We start from the raw sequence: 14,757 nt of genomic DNA, 5'->3' as shown, positions 1-14,757 counted from the left end.
TCCTCGCCCGGTCCTGACCATCCATGATCCGTGTCATGCGGCTGGGATGTCCGGTTGCGTGTCAACGAGTGATGTCCCGACGGGCAGCTGATATGTTTTCCCGGATGACGGTGGATGTTCATTCCTCTTGAGCGCCGGCGTCAATCCTCCGTCAGATCGGCGTCATCGTCATCCAGCCTTTCGTTCGGCTGGAAATGCTTGGCGCTCAGGGCTGCGACGCAAAGCGCGATGGATGGCGTGACGGCTGTGAATGTCGGCCCGTCGTTGATGCGGGCGGTTGCATTGCGGGGGCTCCAGGTGAAGCCGCCGATGCAGCCGGGCAACAACGTTTGGGCCAGAAGTTGGGCGGCGTCAATCCTGGAGGTGAAGAGGGGGACCACCGTGCTTTCCTCGCCGTCTGAAGGATACAGCCAGATCACCTTTCGTCCCTTTTCACCGCCCTTGCCTTCCCCGGTGGTGATACGGCGTTTGTAACCCATGATGAGGCCGATGGAGACATCGAGCTTCCGGTCGTGTTCCGTGGCATGCTGAAGCTCAAGAATAAGATCGGCAACTGTCTTCATTTCGATCGGGCTCCTGATGACGGTTCGCGGGTACTTATCGCTCCGGGCGAGCAATAACCGTACAGCAATCCGGCATCAACACCAAAGGACGGCATCACGGCTTTGCTCGGCCCGCCCACGGTAACCCCAACCGGGCCGCTCTTGCCTTCATGGCCGCCAGCGTGTAGCGATCTATCGCATCGGCGAGCGATATAGGCGCGGTTTTTGTCACGGCAACCCTGGCCCCGACGAATATGGTCCGGACGCATAATCGCAGGCTGGGACCCGTGCGGCTGCCGCCGGTCCGACAATCGCAGGCAATTCCGGATGGTGGCTGCGCGAGAGCGAGATTTGAGAGCATGACGGCGAATTCCTGTTTTTACAGTCCTGTGGCGGCGCACCGGCCGAACGTCTTCGCCGTCGCCCCGATGATCGACTGGACGGACCGGCATTACCGCTTCCTGGCCCGGCAGCTGTCGAGCCATGCGCTGCTCTATACCGAGATGATCGTTTCCGAGGCGATCCTGCGCGGGGACCGGGGGCGGTTGCTGGGGTTCGATGCGGTCGAGCAGCCGGTGGCGCTGCAGCTGGGCGGCAATGATCCGGCCAAGATGGCGGAGGCGGCACGGATCGGCGAGCAGTTCGGCTATGCCGAGATCAACATGAATGTCGGTTGCCCGTCCGACCGGGTGCAGTCGGGCACGTTCGGCGCCTGCCTGATGCGCGAGCCTTCGGTGGTGGCCGACTGCGTGGCGGCGATGAAGGCGGCGGTGGCGATCCCGGTGACGGTGAAGTGCCGGATCGGCGTCGACGACCAGGCGCCGGAGGTGGCGCTGCGCGATCTCGTTGCCCGCGTCGCCGATGCCGGCACGGACGCGGTCTGGGTGCATGCGCGAAAAGCCTGGCTACAGGGGCTGTCGCCCAAGGAAAACCGGGATATTCCGCCGCTGGATTATGATCTCGTTCATCGTCTCAAATCGGAAAACCCTCATCTTTTCATCGGTATCAACGGCGGTCTTGGCACTTTGAATCACGCCGTCGAAGAACTGAGCCATGTCGATGGCGTCATGCTTGGACGGGCTGCCTATCATGATAGCGCCATGCTGACGGCCGTGGACGGATATTTTTCGCATCCGCTGAGCGGGGCCGCGCCGGCCGATTTCGGCGACGAGGCCCTGACCGCCGGCGGACACCGGGCGTCGCCGGATTTCTGGGCCGGGGTGCGCGATGCGATGATGGCGCATGCGGCCGGGCATATCGCGGCCGGCGGACGGCTCATTCACGTCACCCGCCACATGGTCGGCCTGTTTCAGGGCTGGCCGGGGGCGCGGCGGTTCCGGCAGATCCTGTCGGCCGACGCGACGCGGGCAGGGGCCGGGCCGGAGGTGATCGCCGCGGCCTTCGAGGCGATCTTTTCGGCTGCGGGGGCTCAGCAGGCGGCGGAGTAAAAAAACAGGCTTGCAAACCCGTCGGCTTGCGCCGGTGCCGGCCGATCCAGCCGATCATTGCACGGATATTTGCCCCGGGGATGATCGTCAGACAAAAAAACGGCGCCCCGAGGGACGCCGTTCAATTCAGTCATCGCGAGGCGATCAAATCGAGGCTTAGTCGGCCTGGATGTTGACGGCCTTCGGGCCCTTGCCCATGCGATCCGGCTCGGTGTCGAAGGTGACCTGCTGGCCGTCCTTCAGGGTCTGGAGACCAGCGGCCTGCAGCGCGGAGATGTGTACGAACACGTCCTTGGCGCCGCCTTCCGGCGTGATGAAACCAAAACCCTTGTCCTGGTTGAAGAATTTTACGGTGCCCTTGGTGGCCATGGGAGAAGTCCTTTTTTCCCTTAAACGATGTGTCCTCACCCCTGCCAGGGTGGAGACGTTTTTCTTTCCGGTTTTGTCTTTATTACGGAAAGCCAGTCGGTGAAGTCACGATAACGGGGAAAGAACGTCTACAGTGCCGTTTTTATCGACACGCCCGGATTGTCTCCGGGACCATACAGCCAGTCCAGTCTCCGGGATAGAAAACGCCCGAACACGGAAATATTTGCAGCAAAAAAAGAAAATAGCAAGCGTTTAATCCTTTGCACTCAATTCTATGGTGTGGCCGGAAAAAATGCACCAATGTGCAGCATTTGCCCGTCCGCCGGGTTTTCGCCCGGCCGGGGTCGCGGCGGCGATCGAGCCCGCCGGGGAAAACCGGGGGGCCGCCCCGCTCTTGCCCCAATTTGGTCCCGACCATGGCCGAAGAAGGGGCCGCCCGCGCTGCCCGCTGCTCTGCCGATCCGGGCTGATGTGGGGCCGATGCGGGGTTGATGCCGGCCGGGCGACGGGTTAGGTCAGGAGCGGAATAACGAATGCTGGACTGCGAGGTGGCGCTGTGATCGATCCTTACGAAACGCTCGGTCTGGAGCGCGACGCCGACGAGCAGGCGATCAAGGCGGCCTGGCGCAAGACCGCCAAGACCGCCCATCCCGACAGCGGCGGCGATGCCGAGGCCTTCGGCCGCCTGCAGGCCTGCTACGACCTTTTGAAGGACCCGGTGCGCCGCAAGGTCTATGACAATACCGGCTACGACCCGCAGCTGGCCGACCCGCGCGACCTGCAGGGGATTCTCAGGCTGGAAACGCTGGTCAACGATTTCATCCTCGACGAGCGCGAGCCCGGCAGCTTCGATCCGGTCGCCGCCATGCGGCGCAAGCTGTCGGATGATATCGTCAAGAGCCGCTTCCATATCCTCGAGCTGGAGCGCCACCGCGCCCGCGTGCGCCAGCATATCGACCGGCTCGGCCGCCGCCCCGCCGCCGATGTGCTCGGCTCGATGCTGCGCACCCGCTCGCAATCGATCGCCGACGCCATCCGCAATGCCGAGGCGCAGATCGAGGCGATCGAGCAGGCCTATACGATGCTGGAAGGCTATTCCTACGAGCTGGAGCTGCTGGAAGAGGTGAAGGCGGCGGAATAGGGCGGCTCTTCCTGCCGGGACGCGTCGCCTACACATTGCTGTTGCCGCCGTCTTTTTTCTGGTCTTGGCGGCGCGCCTGCACCGATAGCGCAAAGTTGCTCCAGAAGGGCAGCGACGCATGCAGCCAATGGCCGCGCGGCTGGGCCAGGCGGACAATTTCGGACACGGCGAGCGCCTGCACATCCCCCGCGACGGTGGCGCGGACATGGGCGGTGATCAGGCCGTGCAGATCGGTGGCGCGTTTGCGGGCGGCGGCGAGCAGCCTGTCGTGCAATGCCCGGGCCTCCGGCGACAGATGCACGAGGCAGGCGGGGGTGCGATCGGCGCCGGTGACGAAGCCGCATCGCCGATGGCGCCGGCAGGCGCTATAGGGGCAACCGAGGGGAATGCCGATCATTTCGAGCGTGTTGCGCCGCAGGGTGTCGTCCTGGCGCTGCTCGGCCGCGGTCTGTTTCGGGGCGGGGTTCGGCATGATCTCTCCTGTGGTTGGGGATGTGCTGGGCGGCGGGCACGGGCCCGCCTTCGCGCGGCCTTTCGGCCCGCGGTCTGCCTTGGTTGATGTCCGTCTTGCCTGGAGGGGCAGGGATCGGACGGGGCGCTCGCAAGAGCCTTTTTGGGTAGTGGGAAAATGGCTCTCGCCAGCGCCCCGTTCGGCGGTTTTTGCCCGCGACTCCGGTTTCTCTGCAACCGGCCCCTTGGCCGGTCTTCTGTGCCGCACAGGCACGTCCGCAGCCGCGACAGCCTGCGGAGGGAAACCATTTTCCGCGAACCCCCGATATGAGGACTTCCGTCCTTTCCCCACACCCGGCGCCGGCCCCGCCTCGCTGCCACGGCTGGCAGTGTATCCTCGGCGGAACGATCAGGAGTATGGCATGGGTTTTTGGGGCGGGGATTTTGAGCGTGGAGTGGGGAGCCCCTCACCAACAAAATCTAACACTTAGCCTTTGGCTAAGATGTTGATTTTGTGTCCTCTCCCGCAAGGGGAGAGGGAGGGGTGGTGCGTCCCGGCTGCGATGGTGCATCCCCGCCTTGGTTTATGATGTGGGTACTTTCTCTCCTCCGTCATTCCTGTGCTCGTCACAGGAATCCAGCCACGGCGCGTCTGCGCCGTGAGAGAACTCTCCTGCTCGCATTGTCGAAAAAGAGTCTTGCGCGCCGTGGACACGGCGCACTGGATTCCTGTGACAAGCACAGGAATGACGGGGGTGGGGTTTCGCCGGAGGGAGACCATTTTCCGCGCGCCCCGGATAGGAGGACTTCCGTCTTTTCCCCACACCCGGCGCCGGTCCCGCCTCGCTGCTGCGGCTGGCAGTGTATCCGTGGGCGGGACGACAAGGCGTATGGCATGGGTTTTTGGGGGCGGGATTTGTACTCGGGGTCGGGAGACCCTCACCAACAAAATCTAACACTTAGCCTTTGGCCTAAGATGTTGATTTTGTGTCCTCTCCCGCAAGGGGAGAGGTAACGATGCCGTGCCTTCGCGGCTCGAAGTCATCCCCGTTTGGCCGGGAGGGCTGCGGATTACCTCTCCCCTTGCGGGAGAGGAAGCAATTTCAACATCTTAGCTTTAGCTAAGTGTTAGAAATTGCAGGTGAGGGGGTAATTTCGGACTGTGTCGTCAACAGTCACTGCCCCGGCCGTCCCGTCTTTCCCTTGGTTCGCTTCTGGCGTTTGGCGTCGCCGGCATCCTCGTAGGAGCCGACGCCGGCCTTGGCGCGGATGAAGGGTTTGAGGTCGTCGGTGGCCCCCCTCACCAAGCTTGCCTCGCCAAACGGCTGCGCCTCTTGGGGCTCGTCCTGCCCTGCGCTTGCGCTTCGGGCGTTCGTTGCTGCAATCGATTCACTGGATCGATTGCTCCGGCTTGCGCCGGATCGCTCCTCACCCTCTCCCGCAAGGGGAGAGGTAACGATGCCGTGCCTTCGCGGCTCGAAGTCATCCCCGTTTGGCCGGGAGGGCTGCGGATTACCTCTCCCCTTGCGGGAGAGGAAGCAATTTCAACATCTTAGCTTTAGCTAAGTGTTAGAAATTGCAGGTGAGGGGGTAATTTCGGACTGTGTCGTCAACAGTCACTGCCCCGGCCGTCCCGTCTTGCCCTTGGTTCGTTTCTGCCGTTTGACGTCGCCGGCGTCCTCGTAGGAGCCGACGCCGGATTTGGCGCGGATGAAGGGTTTGGGGTCGTCGGTGGCCCCCCTCACCAAGCTTGCCTTGCCAATCGGCTGCGCCTCTTGGGGCTCGTCCTGCCCTGCGCTTGCGCTTCGGGCGTTCGTTGCTGCAATCGATTCACTGGATCGATTGCTCCGGCTTGCGCCGGATCGCTCCTCACCCTCTCCCGCAAGGGGAGAGGAAGAACCCGGCAAGAACGGCTTTTCCGGCAGCTTGCCCCTGGTGTTGAGCGGCTTTTCGGTGCGGCCGACGGTCATTTCGTCGAGGCTGTTCTTGCGGAAGAGGCTGGTTTCCGGGCGGGCGGGGCGGGTCATGTCGGTGCCCGGACCCATGCTGTCGAGAGATGGTTTGGCGAAGAGGGAAGCGGGCTGCCCCTCATCCGCCCTGTCGGGCACCTTCTCCCCGCTGGCGGGGAGAAGGGACTCGCGGCTGGCTTTGCCGCCCTTCTTACCACTACCCTCCATCGCCCTGGCTTCCTGCCGGGCCATCGGATCGTCCATGACGGCCAGTTCGGCGGCCTTGAGGCGTTTGATTTCGTCGCGCAGGCGGGCGGCGGTCTCAAAATCGAGGTCGGCGGCGGCGTTGCGCATCTGTTTTTCCAGCGCCTCGAGATGGGCGGCGAGGTTGTTGCCGACCATGTCGGTGATGCCGCCCTTGACGCCCCTGATGCCGATATCGGCGCGGACATGGTCCTTTTCGTAGACCGAATCGAGGATGTCGGAAATGCGGGCCTTGACCGATTCCGGGGTGATGCCGTGGGCCGCGTTATAGGCCACCTGCTTTTCGCGGCGGCGGGAGGTTTCCTCCATGGCGCGCTTCATCGAGCCGGTGATGGTGTCGGCATAGAGGATGACCTTGCCGTCGACGTTGCGGGCGGCGCGGCCGATGGTCTGAACGAGGGACGTTTCCGAGCGCAAGAAACCTTCCTTGTCGGCATCGAGGATGGCAACGAAGCCGCATTCGGGAATGTCGAGGCCTTCGCGCAAGAGGTTGATGCCGACCAGAACGTCGAAGGCGCCGAGGCGCAGGTCGCGGATGATCTCGATGCGCTCCAGCGTGTCGATATCGCTGTGCATATACCGGACGCGAACCCCCTGTTCGTGCAGGTATTCGGTGAGGTCCTCGGCCATGCGCTTGGTGAGCACGGTGACCAAAGTGCGGTAGCCGGCGGCCGCGGTCTCGCGGATTTCGCCGAGCACGTCGTCGACCTGGGTTTTCGCCGAGCGGACCTCGACCGGGGGATCGATCAGGCCGGTGGGGCGGATGACCTGTTCGGCAAAGACGCCGCCGGACTGTTCCAGCTCCCAGGCTGCAGGCGTCGCCGAGACGGCGATGGTGTCGGGGCGCATGGCGTCCCATTCCTCGAAGCGCAGCGGCCGGTTGTCCATGCAGGACGGCAGGCGGAAGCCGTATTCGGCCAGCGTCGCCTTGCGGCGGAAGTCGCCGCGATACATGCCGCCGATCTGGCTGACGGAGACGTGGCTCTCGTCGATGAACAAAAGGGCGTTGTCGGGGATATATTCGAACAAAGTCGGTGGCGGCTCGCCGGGCTGGCGGCCGGTGAGGTAGCGCGAATAGTTCTCGATGCCGGCGCAGGAGCCGGTGGCCTCCAGCATCTCGATATCGTAGCGGGTGCGCTGTTCCAGCCGCTGGGCTTCGAGCAGGCGGCCGCCCTTTTCCAGCTCGGCCAGGCGCAGCTTCAGCTCTTCCTTGATCGACTTGATCGCCTGGTTGAGCGTCGGGCGCGGCGTCACATAGTGGGAATTGGCGTAGATCTTCACCGATTTCAGGTCGTCGGTCTTCTGGCCGGTGAGCGGATCGAACTCGGTGATCGAGTCGATCTCGTCGCCGAACATCGAGATGCGCCAGGCGGCATCCTCCAGGTGGGCCGGGAAGATTTCGATGGTGTCGCCGCGCACCCGGAAGGAACCGCGCTGAAAATCCATGTCGCGGCGCTTGTATTGCTGGGCGACGAGGTCGGCGAGCAGCTGGCGCTGGTCGAGCGTGTCGCCGACCGTCATCTGGAAGGTCATGGCGGTATAGGTCTCGACCGAGCCGATACCGTAGATGCAGGAGACCGAGGCGACGATGATGACGTCGTCGCGCTCGATCAGCGAGCGGGTGGCCGAGTGGCGCATGCGGTCGATCTGCTCGTTGATCGACGATTCCTTCTCGATGAAGGTGTCGGAGCGCGGCACATAGGCTTCCGGCTGGTAATAATCGTAGTAGGAGACGAAATATTCGACCGCATTGTCGGGGAAGAAGTTCTTGAACTCGGAATAGAGCTGCGCTGCCAGCGTCTTGTTGGGCGCCAGGATGACGGCGGGGCGTTGCGTCGCCTCGATCACCTTGGCCATGGTGAAGGTCTTGCCGGAGCCGGTGACGCCGAGCAGGACCTGCGAGCGGTCGCCGTTCGACAGGCCCTCGACGAGGTCCTTGATGGCGGTCGGCTGGTCGCCGGCGGGCTCGAAATCGGACTGCATGCGGATGGCGATGCCGCCTTCGGACTTTTCCGGGCGGGCCGGCCGGTGCGGCGTCCACAGCTTGCCGTCCTTGAACAGCGGATTGCCGGATTCGATCAGGGCGGAGAGCGCCTCGACGGTGGCGGTGACGGCGGAGGGCGCGAGCGCATCCTCCAGCGCCGTGTCCATGCCGGCCACGGGGTTCAATCCGGCGGCGGCGCGGGCTTTCGGATCGGACGTGCCGCCCATGGAGGTGCCGCGGGCGCTACGGCTGGCGCCGACGCCATCATTGGTCTTTTTCTTTTGTGCGCCTTCGGCGTCGCGGGCCTTCTGCGCCGCGATCTCCACCTTCTTGCGGTGCTTGCCGGCCTTGGAGGCGACGTCGTGGCGGGTCTCGATGGTCTCCGCCTCGGCCATGCGCTGCAGCTCGTTGGCCCAGTCGGCAACGCTTGATGACAGCGGGGCGCCTTCGAAGGAGGCCTGCGGGGCCTCCTCGAAGCCGCCAAGGCCGGGACGGGGGGATTTTTTCGGAGCTTTCGACATGCGGCGAATATGGAGAGAGTCCGGGGAAATGTGAAGGGGCAGAGGAGTACAAAAAGGCAACAGCCGGCGGGCTACTGCCAGTTTCTGACATGGGCGGCGGAGTGTGGTTTCCGTAAACTTTTGCTTGCAGGGGGATATGTTGGTATTTTGCCAACGGAGGGACGGGGATGGCCGGGCACGGTGGTTCAGCTGTTACTCTGCGGAGACAAGGGCTTTTTGCTGTTCGCGGGCAGAAAGAACGTTTTCGAATTGCCGGGCATCGATCAGTCAATCACCTACGAGACGAATCTGCGGCCTATGATCCGCGCGCTCCAGTCGGTTCTGACGGCGGCGAATCTAATTCGCAGCACGGCCGTCTTCAAATAGCGGGATTTCTCATGAACGCCAGAAAACCCGATCGAGCCTGTCTATAGGTTTCTATCATCGAGACTTGGTCTTTCCCGAAATGGCTTATCCGTGCGCAGGTACACACTTCCAATCGCATATCGGGAAGAACGGAATTCCGTTCCGCAAGTCGAGCGAGATGCGGTCCAGAGGCCGGAGAGAGCTCAACAGCTTTGAAGCAGGTCGGATTCGCCAAGCGATGTCGCGTCAGACTGCAACGGTGGTCGATTGGTCCGCAGATGTTTTCTGGAGTGAGGGAGTACACACCACCCGCGTAGGATAGCGTTCGGCCCTACGCTGACTCTCGTTAATTCTGTACAGGTCCGGAGATATTGTAGTCACGCGCGATGGTGGACGTCGCAGTGAACCACTCGGACGCGCGGGTACGTTGCTGATGAAAATCGAAGGCGGCCCGGTCTATAAAAAGCTCTTCTACACGCCACACCAGGGGATCATCCGCTTGCGACACCTCAAAGGAGAGGCAACCCGGCTCCGCTCTGGTCAGACGAAGGTGATCGGGAAGATGGCGTTTGACGATCTCGACATCCTCCATCGAGACGCAGCGTAGGAAGCCGGAGAGCCTCACCTGGTCTGTCATGTTGTCCATATCGCATCTCCAATGAAAGGGTTCGAGGCATTGCTACCTGAGTTCGGATGTCATTCGTCGGGCTCCGGTCAACTTCGACCCGATGGGGCTACGGTCCTGACCGCCGCCTTCCGGCTCGTCCCTGGGGCGGAACGGCACGTTCGTCTCATCGATCTCGACAATGCCACGCAGCGGACGCCTGTCCGGATCGACCATCGCCCGACGGAGCTTGTGGAGCAGAAGCCAGGCGGTCTTGTCGCTGCCGAGCCCCAGATTCGGCTGGAGTTGCAGAGCCGACATCCTGTTGGAATGAGTTGCGAGGAGGTAGGCAGCGAGAAACCAGACCGTAGCGGAAGATGCGTGCCGTGCATCACCGTTCCGGCGATGAGCGAGGTCTGGTGTCGGCAGCCGGTCACCGTCCGTGTCCCCTCATCATGGACGGTGACGCCCTGGCACTCCCAGACCCACGGTTGAGCTTCTAGCCGCCAGGCACGGTTCCCACCGCAACGCGGACATCGAAAGCCCGCATTCCACCGCTTCCTGGCCAGATATTCCGCGCAGGCGTAGTCGTCGGCGAAGTCCGACGTGAACTTCTCCAGCGATGGAGGCCGATCATTGGCCCAGTGTGTCGGAAACAGGCTCTCGCTCATGCTGTTGCAATAGCGAAGCAGGAGAGATGAGTCACTCTCAAACGCTAGATGTGATGAATACCTGTGCCAACGGGATAAGCCATTTCCCGACTATGACACCGTCTTCGCGTCTCATGCCCTTTTCAAGGCCTACTGGCACAATGAGGTTTAGATGCGTTTTTCAACGCTATTGGCCCGGAGCGGCCATCAGGATGCCGCGGCAGGAAACCACGATTGCCCGGCTAAACCATCTTGAGAGCGGCGAGGTCGCCGTTTTCCAGCAAGGACAAGTTCGCTTCGATTTTTTCAACGGGCCAATCCCACCAGGCAATATTGAGAAGCGCGCTGATTGTTCCGGCGGGGTAGCGCATCCGGATGACCGTGGCCGGGTTTCCTCCGACGACCGCGTAGGGTGGGACATCGCGCGTGACGACCGACGCAGCGGCGACGATCGCGCCCGCGCCGATGTGCACGCCCGGCATGATCGCCGCGTCATGGCCAATCCAGACGTCGTGCCCGACCACCGTATCTTTCACCGGCAGGTCCTTGTAGCCGAAGGTCTCGGGTTTGAAGATGCGGAATGGATAGGTTGTGAAGCCCGTCATCGGGTGGTTGGCTGAGCTTGTGATGAAATAGCTTCCCCGGGCGATCTGGACAAATTTGCCGATGATGAGCCGCTCGCGCACGCCATGACCCAGATAGGGTGCGAGGATTTCGGCCGTGTCTTCCGGCCTCCCGGAATGCGTGAAATAGCTGTAGTCGCCGATCTCCATGCGCGGATGGCTGATGACATTCTTCAGGTAGACGGTATCGCGATAAAGCGTTCCGTCCGGCAGAGTGATTGGGTGCGTTGCATTCGCGTCGAGAAGAGGCATCAAAATGACCGTTCAGAAAAAGCGGCGCCGTTGGATGACCGATGCTAATTCCGACGAGGGGCCGAAACCATCGCGCAGCCCAAATGCTTTCATGAATAATTTGAATGGCGAGGCGTCTGACGCTTTTAAGGGGGCATCCGCGATAACGGCGTCCGGCCTTTAGCAGCTCCCTTGCAGCCTTGCGGGCGCTTGGGGATGTCCAGCTCCGATAGAAGCTCATGACACGGTGAAAATGAGCGATGCGATCGTGGCGCGGGCAATATTTGGACAGCTTGGGAGTGCTGCTGATTCCGCCTTGAAGCACGGCATATTAGCGGTACATGCTGTGCGTCCTGTCATTCCGCGTCCCAAGGATTCGCCATGCCGTTTTCGCTCAATTCCGCCGCCGTCCTGCCGATAGTGCTGCTCGTTCTGTCGAATGTCTTCATGACCTTCGCCTGGTACGGGCATCTGAAATATACCTCGTCGCCGCTCTACATGGCCGTCATCGCCAGCTGGGGCATTGCCTTCTTCGAATATTGCCTCGCGGTTCCGGCCAACCGGATCGGCCACACGGTCTATTCGGCGGCGCAGCTGAAGACCATGCAGGAGGTGATCACGCTGGTGGTCTTTGCCGGTTTCTCGGTGTTCTGGCTGAAGGAATCGCTGACCTGGAACCACGCCATCGGCTTCTGCATGATCGCCGGCGGGGCGGCCTTCGTGTTCAAAGGTTAAATTTTCGTAAGGATCACGTTCACCCGCAGAAATGCCACAAGCGGCGCCCAACCCTACACCGATGCGTGAGGGCAGGGTCCGATGAGTCTGACATTTTCCACCATGGCGGCATTGCGGTTCGGCACGGGTTTCAGGCCGGGACAGGCGCCGCCGGAAAGCGTCGAGGAATTGCTGGGGCAGCTGGATGCCGGCCGGCGTGAAACACCGGATTTCCCGGAGGGCGGCCTTGCCGCAGCCAAGGCGCGGATTTCTGCCAAAGCATCGGAGCTTGCCGCCCTCAAGCTGGCCGACAGGGACATGGATCCGCTGACCCAGCGCGCCAACCGGGCGCGCTTTCGCATCGGGCTCGACAATTGCCTGACACGGGACGAGCATGCCCGCTTCATGCAGGCCGTGCTGTCGCCCAACGGCTTCAACGAACGGCTTGCCGGGTTCTGGTTCAACCATTTCAGCGTCAGCTCCCGCAAGGAAGATTTCATGCGGCTGGTCGTGCCCGTCTACGAGGCGGAGGCGATCCGCCCGCATATGGCCGGGCGGTTCGCCGATCTGGCCAAGGCGGCGGTGCTGCATCCGGCCATGCTGATCTATCTCGATCAGGTGAAATCCTTTGGGCCCACGTCGCCGCTGGGCCTCAAGCGCAAGAGCGGGCTGAACGAAAACCTCGGCCGCGAGCTTCTGGAGTTGCATACGCTCGGCGCCGGCAGCGGCTATACGCAGGCAGACGTGCGCAACGCGGCCTCTGTGCTGACCGGCATGACCGTCGACCGCGCCACCTATCGCTCCCGCTATGCCGTCAACATGGCCGAGCCGGGATCGCGGCGTGTGTTCGGCACATCCTATGGCGGTGGTGTGCGTGGGGAGGGCGATATTGATGCGATGATCGACGATCTCGCTGCGACGCCGCAGACGCGCGATCATATCTGCCGCAAGCTTGCCCGTCATTTTCTCTCCGACACGCCGCCGCCGGAGGTGGTGGACGCGATGGCCTCCGCCTGGACGCGCAGTGACGGCGATCTCACCGCCGTCTACACCGCGATGCTTCGCCACCCCAGAAGCTGGGATAACGAGGGCCAGAAGGCCAAGCTGCCGTTCGATTACATCGTTTCGGGGCTGCGCGCGCTTGCGGCTGAGGAGAAGGATCTGGCCGCCGCCCCGCAAGCGGTCAAGCCGGAGCCGGCCGCCACGGGCAGCGAGGGTATGGCTGCCATGCCGGTGGCTGTGATGGCGGATTCTGCTGTTCCGGGTGGGCCGGGCACGGACGCCATGACGGCGGACCCGGCCGTGCGCAGGCTCCGGACCAATCCGCTGACCGTGCAGGCTGCCGAAAGGCTGGGGCAGCCCCTGTGGAGGCCGCCGAGCCCGGCGGGCTTCGATGACGGTTTTTCGACCTGGATTGCCGGCGGGCCGCTGGCCGACCGGATCGCCTGGGCGCGGCTGGCCGCCGCCAAACTCGGCGGCAGCCGCGATCCGCGGGACTTCCTGCGGGAGACGCTGCGCGACGCGGCGCGGCAGGACACTATCGACATCGTATCGAAGGCGCCGAACCGGCAGATGGGGCTTGCGCTGGTGCTGGCATCCCCCGAGTTCAACAGAAGGTAGACCGCAGATGGGCATGGACGACACGATGGCGCTCAGCCGCCGCGCTTTTCTCACCTCGGCCTGCTGCGTGGCCGCGGCACCGCTGATGACCTCGATGACGCTGGCCGCCGCACCCGGCGACAAGCGTCTGATCACCATCATTCTGCGCGGCGCCATGGATGGGCTGCATCTCGTCCAGCCCTATGGCGACAAGGCCTTCGCGCTCTACCGGCCGACGCTGGCGGCAACGCCGGACAGCGGCCTGATCGATCTCGACGGCTTCTATGGGCTGAATCCCGACGCCAGGGCGCTGCTGCCGCTGTGGAAGCGGGGCGAGCTGTCGTTCGTCCAGTCGGTTTCGACGCCCTATCGGGATGCGCGCAGTCATTTCGACGGGCAGGACGTGCTGGAGAACGGCGGCGTCCGCGTCGGCGAGGAAAAGACCGGCTGGCTGAACCGGGCGCTCTCCGCCATTCCATCCGTGCATTCGCGCAAGGCGATCGACGTCAACACGTCGGCGGAACTGGTGCTGAGCGGCGACAACGATGTCGAGGTCTGGTCGCCGCGCACCGATCTGGCGATGAAGAGCGACGAGAAGAGCTTCTTCGAGCGGCTCTATCGCAACGATCCGCAGTTTGCCGCGGCGATGGCCGATGCGGCCGACACCGATTTTTCCGCCGATGCTGTGTATGGCGACGAGAAGCGCGGCGCCAGGACGGCCGATGTGGCGCGTCTGGCGGCCGGCATGCTGATGCTGGACTACCGGATCGCCAGTTTCTCGATCACCGGATGGGATACGCATGCCGGGCAGGCGGCGGCGTTCAAGGCGCCGGCTGCCGATCTGGCCACGGCGATCCTGACCATCCGCGATACGCTGCCGCACGCCGTCTGGAAGGACACGATCATCGTCGCCGTCACCGAGTTCGGCCGCACCGTGCGCGAAAACGGCTCGTTCGGCACCGACCACGGCACCGGTGGACTGGCTGTTATCGCCGGCGGCGGCATCGACGGCGGCAAGGTCATCGGCACATGGCCGGGGCTTAGCGAGGCAAACCTGCTCAATGGCCGCGACCTGATGCCGACCGGCGACGTGCGCGCGCTGGCCGCGGCGATGCTGTTCCGCCAGTTCGACATCGCGCCGGAGAGCCTGACGAACGCGGTCTTTCCGGGGCTGGATTTCGACCGGTCGTCGATTTATCTGAAGTCGGTGTAGGGGGCTGATCCGCTCTGCTCGGAGTGGACCGGATCGACCGGGGAAAATCACCGGTCCCCGTCAATGCTTCCTGCCAATATCCCCCAAATGGGCAGCGCATGCCTTTGTCC

At 63.1% G+C, this 14,757-nt stretch carries 11 protein-coding genes and 2 pseudogenes; 5 read left to right on the top strand and 8 right to left on the bottom strand.

Annotated features, from left to right (window positions below):
- Nucleotides 1-140 precede the first annotated feature (140 nt).
- The gene (locus ADU59_RS19105) at nucleotides 141-563 is read right to left on the bottom strand and encodes a hypothetical protein (protein WP_083198341.1); all 423 of its coding nucleotides are present in this window, start codon (nucleotides 561-563) and stop codon (nucleotides 141-143) included.
- Nucleotides 564-901: 338 nt separating this feature from the next.
- On the opposite strand from ADU59_RS19105, the gene dusA reads away from it, so the two are divergent.
- On the top strand, nucleotides 902-1,990 hold the full coding sequence (gene dusA / locus ADU59_RS19100; RefSeq protein WP_068955743.1) for a tRNA dihydrouridine(20/20a) synthase DusA: 1,089 nt from the start codon (nucleotides 902-904) through the stop codon (nucleotides 1,988-1,990).
- A gap of 156 nt (nucleotides 1,991-2,146) precedes the next feature.
- Here dusA and ADU59_RS19095 read toward each other — a convergent pair whose 3' ends face one another.
- A complete protein-coding gene (locus ADU59_RS19095) occupies nucleotides 2,147-2,359 on the bottom strand; it encodes a cold-shock protein (RefSeq protein WP_037095903.1) in 213 nt (70 codons plus the stop codon).
- A 556-nt stretch (nucleotides 2,360-2,915) separates the two neighbouring features.
- On the opposite strand from ADU59_RS19095, the gene ADU59_RS19090 reads away from it, so the two are divergent.
- The gene (locus tag ADU59_RS19090; RefSeq protein WP_068955742.1) at nucleotides 2,916-3,500 is read left to right on the top strand and encodes a J domain-containing protein; all 585 of its coding nucleotides are present in this window, start codon (nucleotides 2,916-2,918) and stop codon (nucleotides 3,498-3,500) included.
- Between the two features lie 28 nt (nucleotides 3,501-3,528).
- Here ADU59_RS19090 and ADU59_RS19085 read toward each other — a convergent pair whose 3' ends face one another.
- The 6 genes and pseudogenes from ADU59_RS19085 to ADU59_RS19065 all read right to left on the bottom strand — a co-directional run bounded on the left by ADU59_RS19085 (nucleotide 3,529) and on the right by ADU59_RS19065 (nucleotide 11,142).
- On the bottom strand, nucleotides 3,529-3,972 hold the full coding sequence (locus ADU59_RS19085; protein WP_068955741.1) for a hypothetical protein: 444 nt from the start codon (nucleotides 3,970-3,972) through the stop codon (nucleotides 3,529-3,531).
- A gap of 1,153 nt (nucleotides 3,973-5,125) precedes the next feature.
- Nucleotides 5,126-5,383, bottom strand: a pseudogene (locus tag ADU59_RS31470) (hypothetical protein); the annotation flags it as partial.
- Nucleotides 5,384-5,566: 183 nt separating this feature from the next.
- Entirely contained in the window at nucleotides 5,567-8,668 is a 3,102-nt protein-coding gene (gene uvrB / locus ADU59_RS19080) for an excinuclease ABC subunit UvrB (protein WP_068955740.1), read from the bottom strand.
- Nucleotides 8,669-9,359: 691 nt separating this feature from the next.
- Entirely contained in the window at nucleotides 9,360-9,659 is a 300-nt protein-coding gene (locus ADU59_RS19075) for a putative quinol monooxygenase (protein ID WP_068955739.1), read from the bottom strand.
- Nucleotides 9,660-9,737: 78 nt separating this feature from the next.
- Nucleotides 9,738-10,288 (bottom strand): annotated as a pseudogene (locus tag ADU59_RS29700) (IS1595 family transposase); the annotation flags it as partial.
- A gap of 221 nt (nucleotides 10,289-10,509) precedes the next feature.
- A complete protein-coding gene (locus ADU59_RS19065; protein ID WP_068955737.1) occupies nucleotides 10,510-11,142 on the bottom strand; it encodes a CatB-related O-acetyltransferase in 633 nt (210 codons plus the stop codon).
- 360 nt (nucleotides 11,143-11,502) lie between these two features.
- Between ADU59_RS19065 and ADU59_RS19060 the strand changes: the two genes are divergently transcribed.
- The 3 genes from ADU59_RS19060 to ADU59_RS19050 all read left to right on the top strand — a co-directional run bounded on the left by ADU59_RS19060 (nucleotide 11,503) and on the right by ADU59_RS19050 (nucleotide 14,647).
- Nucleotides 11,503-11,856: a DMT family protein gene (locus ADU59_RS19060; protein ID WP_068955736.1), complete on the top strand. Its 354-nt coding sequence runs from the start codon at nucleotides 11,503-11,505 to the stop codon at nucleotides 11,854-11,856.
- Nucleotides 11,857-11,937: 81 nt separating this feature from the next.
- Nucleotides 11,938-13,455 (top strand): DUF1800 domain-containing protein, encoded by a 1,518-nt coding sequence (locus ADU59_RS19055; RefSeq protein WP_068955735.1) that lies wholly within the window; start codon nucleotides 11,938-11,940, stop codon nucleotides 13,453-13,455.
- Nucleotides 13,456-13,462: 7 nt separating this feature from the next.
- A complete protein-coding gene (locus ADU59_RS19050; RefSeq protein WP_068955734.1) occupies nucleotides 13,463-14,647 on the top strand; it encodes a DUF1501 domain-containing protein in 1,185 nt (394 codons plus the stop codon).
- Nucleotides 14,648-14,757 lie beyond the last annotated feature (110 nt).

Source organism: Pararhizobium polonicum (genome assembly GCF_001687365.1).
Classification (GTDB): Bacteria; Pseudomonadota; Alphaproteobacteria; order Rhizobiales; family Rhizobiaceae; genus Pararhizobium; species Pararhizobium polonicum.
Note: the sequence above shows the minus strand (reverse complement) of the source record. Positions and strands in the feature narration are given on the sequence as shown.

Bases quoted from the DNA above. Each gene is read 5' to 3' on its own strand.
- dusA (WP_068955743.1), top strand. From the start codon at position 902: ATGACGGCGAATTCCTGTTTTTACAGTCCTGTGGCGGCGCACCGGCCG.
- uvrB (WP_068955740.1), bottom strand. From the start codon at position 8,668: ATGTCGAAAGCTCCGAAAAAATCCCCCCGTCCCGGCCTTGGCGGCTTC.
- ADU59_RS19050 (WP_068955734.1), top strand. From the start codon at position 13,463: ATGGGCATGGACGACACGATGGCGCTCAGCCGCCGCGCTTTTCTCACC.
- ADU59_RS19105 (WP_083198341.1), bottom strand. From the start codon at position 563: ATGAAGACAGTTGCCGATCTTATTCTTGAGCTTCAGCATGCCACGGAA.
- ADU59_RS19065 (WP_068955737.1), bottom strand. From the start codon at position 11,142: ATGCCTCTTCTCGACGCGAATGCAACGCACCCAATCACTCTGCCGGAC.
- ADU59_RS19085 (WP_068955741.1), bottom strand. From the start codon at position 3,972: ATGCCGAACCCCGCCCCGAAACAGACCGCGGCCGAGCAGCGCCAGGAC.
- ADU59_RS19055 (WP_068955735.1), top strand. From the start codon at position 11,938: ATGAGTCTGACATTTTCCACCATGGCGGCATTGCGGTTCGGCACGGGT.
- ADU59_RS19060 (WP_068955736.1), top strand. From the start codon at position 11,503: ATGCCGTTTTCGCTCAATTCCGCCGCCGTCCTGCCGATAGTGCTGCTC.
- ADU59_RS19095 (WP_037095903.1), bottom strand. From the start codon at position 2,359: ATGGCCACCAAGGGCACCGTAAAATTCTTCAACCAGGACAAGGGTTTT.
- ADU59_RS19075 (WP_068955739.1), bottom strand. From the start codon at position 9,659: ATGGACAACATGACAGACCAGGTGAGGCTCTCCGGCTTCCTACGCTGC.